Raw genomic sequence first — 7,574 nt, forward strand, 5'->3', positions numbered from 1 at the left:
CTTTATCTTATAACTTTATTTAAAAAGCTTTTTGCCCGTTCATTCTTAGGATTTGAGAAAAATTCCTCTGGAACTCCTTCTTCTATTATTTGCCCTCCATCCATAAATACAATTCTATCTGCAACCTGTTTTGCAAAGCCCATTTCATGAGTTACAACAACCATTGTTATATTCTCCTTTGACAATCCAACCAAAACATCTAATACTTCTTGAATCATTTCTGGATCTAACGCTGATGTAGGTTCATCAAACAGCATTATTTTTGGATGCATATTAAGAGCTCTTGCAATCGCTACTCTTTGCTGCTGCCCTCCTGATAGTTGGCTTGGATAAGCATTTGCCTTTTCCTTTAAACCTACTCTTTCTAAATATTTCATTCCCGATTCTTCTGCATCCTTTTTACTGATATTTTGAAGCTTTATCGGTGCTAATGTGAGATTTTCGAGTACTGTCATATGTGGATATAAATTAAACTGTTGAAAAACCATTGCTGTAGACTGTCTCACCTTAGCTAAATTCTTCTTTAAGCTCAAGTCATATTCATCTATGGTTACTTTTCCTGAAGTAGGTTCTTCTAAGTAATTCATACACCTTATAAGAGTTGATTTGCCTGATCCGCTTGGCCCTATAACAACTAATTTTTCCCCTTCATTAACTGTTAAATTGACATCTTTTAGAACATGAACCTCTCCAAAGTTCTTAACTAGATTCTCTAATTTAATCATTTATTGCCCCCCCTTTAGTTTTCACAAATTTCCTTTAAATGCTCAGTTAATCTTAAATTTTCATTATAATCAAATAAGCAAGAAATGGATACAAGCTTACATTTAGAACTTTCCAGCGAAAATTTCATAAGTCCTGTGGAATAAAAATATATATTATTCCGCCAAGTTACCACATAAGCCTAATTTACATGTTTAATATCTATATAAAAAAAGAGCCTTGGTAGTTATACCAAAGCTCCGTCGCTTATTCTAAATCTTGAGTAAAATTATATAGTTAAAACTTATTACAGTCAACGAATTTTCATATTTTGTGTTTTCTGTAGTTTTTTGTAGTTTCTGTATGTTTTAATTTAGTATTTTAACTAATATACCTTCAATAAACTTTTTTGTATTTATTTTTCCCTGGCTAAAGGATGGATGCTTTACATGCTTCATTTCCTGTTTAACCTGTTTATTTTCAAAAAGAGAAGCTGCGTATTCCTTGTATATACTATTATTTATATCATCTGCTCCTAAACTTGCTACTGAAGTCATTGCTTTGGTAATAGTTCTCCTAATACGTTGTTCCATTGCTTTACAATTAATTGATGCTAATGCATCACCATATAATTCTCTTGCAACTTCCATATATATTTCTTTAAGTTGATATGGCTTTGAGGGATTTACCTTCTTTTTATAGACTATATGCAATATTACAAGCTTTAACTCATCCACTCCAGCTGCTCCTATAATATTTATATCTGAAAATATATTAAGCAGTTTTTCTTCTGAAGAATATTCAAATCCTTTTTTTATTTCCTTATTTAAAAAAGCGCTCTCTGGGAAAATTACACTTTTTATCATAGAAATAGATTTCTCTAATTCAACTTGTTTTCTTACATTATTTATTACACTTATAGTTTCAATCATATTAATTGGTTTATTTAGATAGAAAAGTATTCCGCTCTTATAAGCATTTGAAATCATTTTACCCTCTTCAACCTGAGATAACATTATAATCTTGCCATTATAACCATTGTTAACTGTATTTTTTACAATTTCAATACCATCCACCTCTGGTAAAAGCAAATCAATCAGTACAATATCAGGATTTAACTTTAAAACAATGTCTTTTGCATCTTTACCTGTGGTCAATATTGATAGCACTCTTCCTAATTGATTTTTTATAATTGTCTGCTCTAAAATTTTGCATATTGCTATATCATCATCGATAATTATAAATGTTGTTTCCATAAAATAGCCCCCTTATTTTAAAAAAATTCCCTCTATTGTATTCCTTAATATATTTTCATGGCTTATTTATAGCTTGTCTATACTTACAAATTGCAAGTTGGTATTCTAACTATGAATTTTGTTCCTCTCATAATATCACTTTTCACCTCTATAGTTCCTTCCAAATCCTCTATAAGATTTTTCACATGACATAATCCTATCCCTGTGGACATAGCTCCAGTATCCTTATTAAACTTAGTTGAAAAACCAACATTAAATATATATGGTAATACTTCTTTTTCAATACCTGCTCCATCATCTGAAACCATAAGCAGCAAATCTTTTTCTAATATTTCTCCAGTCACTTTAATTACATTATTGTCCTTACACGCTTCAATTGCATTAATAATTAAATTATTTAAAATGGCAAATATATCATAATATCTCTTAGTATGATGATCTTTTTCAAGTTTAAATTCAATATAAATGCTTTTGTTAATACTTTCTATCTGCCTTTTTGTATTATCCGATATTATTGAAAAAATTTCTGAAATAGACATGAATTCTGTCTTCTCAACATTTTCTACTAATTGATTAATCCCTCTAAGCACACGATCATTATTTTTGCGAATTTCATGAGCGTTTTGCGCTACCTTTAATGCTTTAGTTGAAAATTCAGAGGTGCCTTTGGTTATTTCGTATAGATTATAAGCTTCCTTCATCACATTATTTAAATCATTAGTAGACTTCTGCAAATAGAATGTTTCAGCATATATCCTTGAAACCATTAAGTTTAATTCTGCATAACGTTTTTGATGTTCTGCGTTCTTAATATATAGTTTTTGATAATTATATATTAAGAAAGCAAGACATTGAACCGCTGCACGTATAAGCGCTGTTATTATTATAATCTTAATAGTTTCTAATGAAATCATATTTCTAATAATTATCTCCATAAAGTTTCCAATTACATCAAAGCATACTAAAGATAGATATAAACATGGTATAGATTTATTCTTTTTATATAATGGAAACAATGTATCTAAAATCCCATAAGAAATATAAAAAATAGCTGCCGGGATGAATTGCATTATTACTTCTGCTGAATAGTTATAGGAGTATATGGAGGATCCAATACTCCTCATAAATGCTGTCAGTATTCCTGCTATCACTCCTACTCCTAGCGGATATATATTTTCAACAGTAGAAAATACAAGCCCAATTACAATTACACCAATGCCTAAAACAAATCTGCTATTAAAGGGATATATGTATATTTGTGCAAAGGTGCTAATCAAAGCAGAAAATACTATGGTATTTTTCAAACATATTTTTGTTTTTGCCGTTACTCTAATTTTGCTCACCATTATCCCCTTCTTTCTTTTAGGCGCATGAAAATAAATATTCAAACTTAATTCTAAATGCTAACAATAATATCTAATATAAATTCATGGAATTTCTCATGATTTAATTCACAATTATATATAACTAATTTTTTAGCGCTTAATTCTTTAATTTTGCTTTATAAAAAATAAATAGCGAGGAAGTCAACTAATTATGACATCCTCGCCAAAAAATATATTCATCTTACAATCTAATTATAAACTATCTCCTTATACTAAAGTCAATAGCATTATATAATTTGATCCTTAATTTTACACATAAGTCATAACAAGTATAAAATAACTTAAGCCTCAATTATAATCAACTTATATGATAAACCTCAAAACTGCAATTGAAACTACCCCAACAATTACAGTTAAAAGTAAATTGTTTTTCTTAATTGAAACTAATATAATCCTAATGTTAACAATTAGTACTGCAACTGATGTGATAATTATCATAAGTGTTTCTCTTATTTTTAAATTTCCTTAAAACTCACTTGATTGTTTATATATTAACTAGATTAGTATTTACCAAATTATATTAGCCAAATATAAAATCAATGGTATTGTAACTAATGATAATAATGTGCTTAAGCCAACTAATTTTGCACCATATTCGTAATCACCTCCATACATTTGAGAAAACATAGGTATTGTAAGTCCTACTGGAGTTGACATGGCTATCAATACTACTTTCTTTATTTCATCTAAAGATGATGGCAAAAATTTAAATACTATAAGTATAACCATTGGAATTAAAATAAGCTTTACAAAAGCAACAAAATAAGCACGTTTATCATTAAATAAAGTTATTATTTTGGATTTCGCTATATATGTACCAAGTAAAATCATTGCAATTGGTGTATTTGTATTTCCAACCAAATTTAATGCATTATAAATCATATCTGGTAATTTAATTGGTGAAATAAAAATTAGTATTCCAAATTCTACGGCAATAATTCCTGGATTTAACAAAACACTTTTTACCGTAATTAAATCTTTATTTCTTGATACCATATAAATGCCATAGGTATAGCTTAAAATATTAAAACAAACCAAATATGCTGACAAATCAAACACCTTCTCTATACCCATCAGACTGGTAACTAGTGGAATCCCAATAAATCCAGCATTAGCAAATCCAATTGCAAACTTCTCTATATTTTGCTGCTTTTTAAATATAACTTCTCCTATAATAAATCCAATCAGCATAGCTCCTAGTGAAACTATAAAAGAAATTCCTAGTTCTTTTAATTTAATCATGGAAAATTCCATCTGATAACGTGTTAATAAAATTAATGGATTGACAACCCATACTAACAAATTTGATAATTGTTTAGTTCCATCTTCATTAATTATTTTCTTCTTGTATACTATGAAACCTATTGCCATTAACACATACATTATGCTTACTTGACTAACTATTGTAGAAATGACTTCCATTTCCTCCCCCGCCTCACAAGTTTATTTACACCCTCAATTATTAATTTCATCTTTCTAATTTTGCATTAAAAGCAGGCAGCCTGTAGTCTTTTCAAACTCATACTTAACATTTTCAAATCCCTCTTCACCGCTCACAACATTTAATACGACAGTCATTTTTCCTGGATTATATGATGGATTTTTCTTTAGAATAATATTGTTTTTTTCGCATAAGAGTTTTGCAATATTAAATAATTCATTTTGATTTACTTTATCAGAGATTGCAATACTCCAGCCTGTTTCCTTAGAAATGTGTCCTAATTTCTCCTCAAATTTCTGTCCGATTTTAGGCGATATAAATACAAGTTCAATATACTTTTTATTTCCATTATTCTTTATGCTTTTTTTATAAGGTTTTACTTCTTCTCCTTCAAATGCTTTATCAATCATGCTTAAAGCTATGTTTTGTTCCACTTCCTCAATATCTTTTACCTCAAAAAACAACTTATCTGCTTCTATGTTACTGTTTAAAGTAGTTTCCTCGTCAATAAGAAAAAGTTCCCAGCCTGTTTTTTCTTTAAATATTTCTCCTTTCTTGTTATCTCCAATATACTTTTCATTTAAAAATACCCGAACCACAAACTTTTCTGGATAGAAAGATATCTTTTTAATTTTTTTAGGATCGATCAACTTCCTTATTAATAAATCAGCTGCATTATTATTAATTTTTTCATTTAATTTTATATTCCAGCCAGTTTCATTATAAAATTCTTCCATAATTTCATTAATAGAAGCTCTAATTCCTTGTGGAAAATCAAAATTTAATATAATTTCTCTTTTTTCTTCTAAAACACTAATTTTTTTATATTCGAAGCCTCTAAATTTTTCCTCTATAATATTTATCAAATTCTGCACAGTAAGTCCTTTAGGTTTTGAGGCTTTCTCTATTTCATCCTCTGTACATGCTTTGAATAAAAACATTCTTTTTAAATCATTTTCAAAATATATGCTATTTATAATTATCTGTTTAAAATTTTGAAACTCATTATTTTTTTCAAATTCAAATGAATCATCAATCTCTAAATTATCTTCCTTTAAATTTTCTTTGATTCCAAAATTCTTTTTACCACTCCATAAGTACATTAGTTCTTCAATAGTAAAAAGTCTGCTATCATAATTATCATGAACAAATTTCCACAATTCGCCAACATTTTCTTCACATAATTTATCTTTCCTCTTAAAAATATGTACAAAACTTTTCTCTAATTGTTTTCTGGGATTTCTGATATCAATATTTATTTCTTCCCCACATCCAGGGGTAAAGGTTCTTCCTATGAACTCATTTGAAATTTCCTTTCCAAGACTCCTTACCACCTCTTCATTTCCATGAACTAAAATTATATTTCTCGCAGATATTCTTTCTATAACACCCTTTATTTCATTTTTATCTGAATGAGCAGATAATCCTATTTTTTTAACCTTGCACTTAACTGGAATATTAAGTCCATTTATATTTAAATATCTATCACTTTCTTCATCGGTCTCCATAAGTTCTAAGATTTTTCTTCCTGGTGCTTCTTCATCTTGATATCCGGTTATTACAATATATCCATTTTCCATTGGCGCTATTTTTTCTGCATAAAAAGTACTTGGTCCACCAGTAAGCATTCCTGAACTTGATATAATAACTACAGGTTCCTTTTGATCTAATATATCCTGTCTATTATCCATCTGTTTAACTTCAATTATATTTTCATCATAAAAAGGTTCCACTCCTCGTAAAACTTTTTTCCCAAGAGAATTTCTAAGATATAGAGGATTATTTTTATAGACCCTGTTTACGTCCCGTACCATTCCGTCTACATATATCTTAACTTTTCTTAAGTTTCCTTTATTTATTGCACCCTTTAATATTAATATAACCTCCTGAGCTCTTCCTAAAGCAAAGGCTGGAATTATCATTTTCCCATTATTTTCTGAACATTCATTTACGATATCAATTAAAGCCTTCTCCTCAATTTCACGATTAGAATGAAGTTTATCTCCGTAAGTAGATTCTAAAATTGCCACATCTGGTCGTAACTTTGGTAGCTTTGTACCTTCAACGGTTCTCTGAGAAAACACTGAAAAATCACCCGAATAAAATAAAGCACCTTCCTTACTTTGAATATAAACACAACTCGCCCCTGCTATATGACCTGCATTATAGAAAGTTATATGAATATCTTCAAATATAGGAAATTTCACTTCATAATTTATTGTAAAAATCCTGTTTAAAGTACTTACTACATCACCTTCTGCATATAAAGGAATTTCAGCATCTCTATTATTCATAATTTTCAAACTGTCATATAATAAAACTCTTACCAGATCTTTAGTCATATTATTCATATATATTTTAGCTTCTGGATATTCTTTGCTTATAATAGGAAGACATCCAATATGATCTAAATGTGCATGGCTTATAATTATCGCATCTAAACCTCCATAATTTTGTATTGCTCTAAAATTAGGAACACTATCCTTACTTGCACTTTGTCTTATTCCTGCATCAAGTAAAATATTTTTATTATTAATTTTAACTAAAATAGAACTTCCTCCAACTTCTAAGGCTCCACCTAAAAAATTTATATTAATATAACTCCACTCCTTACATTTCAATTTTATATCCTTTTCAAACAATGTGATTGTATACTATATAATTTACTAATAATATTAATTATTTTACCGCATTTCCTAAAATATTTCTAATTATTTTCATGAGATCAATTTATTAGGCACATGAAAATAAATAACGAGTCCAAAATAGCCTTGCAAGTGGACTTGTTAT

At 28.7% G+C, this 7,574-nt stretch carries 5 protein-coding genes; all 5 read right to left on the reverse strand.

Annotated elements, in window-relative coordinates:
- Positions 1-2: 2 nt before the first annotated feature.
- Positions 3-725, reverse strand: a complete 723-nt coding sequence (locus CLOBL_RS20940) for an amino acid ABC transporter ATP-binding protein (protein WP_077860801.1) — start codon at positions 723-725, stop codon at positions 3-5.
- 345 nt (positions 726-1,070) lie between these two features.
- Complete coding sequence (locus CLOBL_RS20945) at positions 1,071-1,958, reverse strand: response regulator (RefSeq protein WP_077860802.1); 888 nt, start codon at positions 1,956-1,958, stop codon at positions 1,071-1,073.
- A gap of 83 nt (positions 1,959-2,041) precedes the next feature.
- The gene (locus CLOBL_RS20950) at positions 2,042-3,304 is read right to left on the reverse strand and encodes an ATP-binding protein (protein ID WP_077860803.1); all 1,263 of its coding nucleotides are present in this window, start codon (positions 3,302-3,304) and stop codon (positions 2,042-2,044) included.
- 546 nt (positions 3,305-3,850) lie between these two features.
- Positions 3,851-4,765 carry an AEC family transporter gene (locus CLOBL_RS20960; RefSeq protein ID WP_077860804.1) on the reverse strand — a complete coding sequence of 305 codons (915 nt, stop codon included), beginning with the start codon at positions 4,763-4,765 and terminating at the stop codon, positions 3,851-3,853.
- Between the two features lie 54 nt (positions 4,766-4,819).
- Positions 4,820-7,405: an MBL fold metallo-hydrolase gene (locus tag CLOBL_RS20965; RefSeq protein WP_242953892.1), complete on the reverse strand. Its 2,586-nt coding sequence runs from the start codon at positions 7,403-7,405 to the stop codon at positions 4,820-4,822.
- Positions 7,406-7,574 lie beyond the last annotated feature (169 nt).

Source organism: Clostridium sp. BL-8, assembly GCF_002006495.1.
Lineage (GTDB): Bacteria > Bacillota > Clostridia > Clostridiales > Clostridiaceae > Clostridium.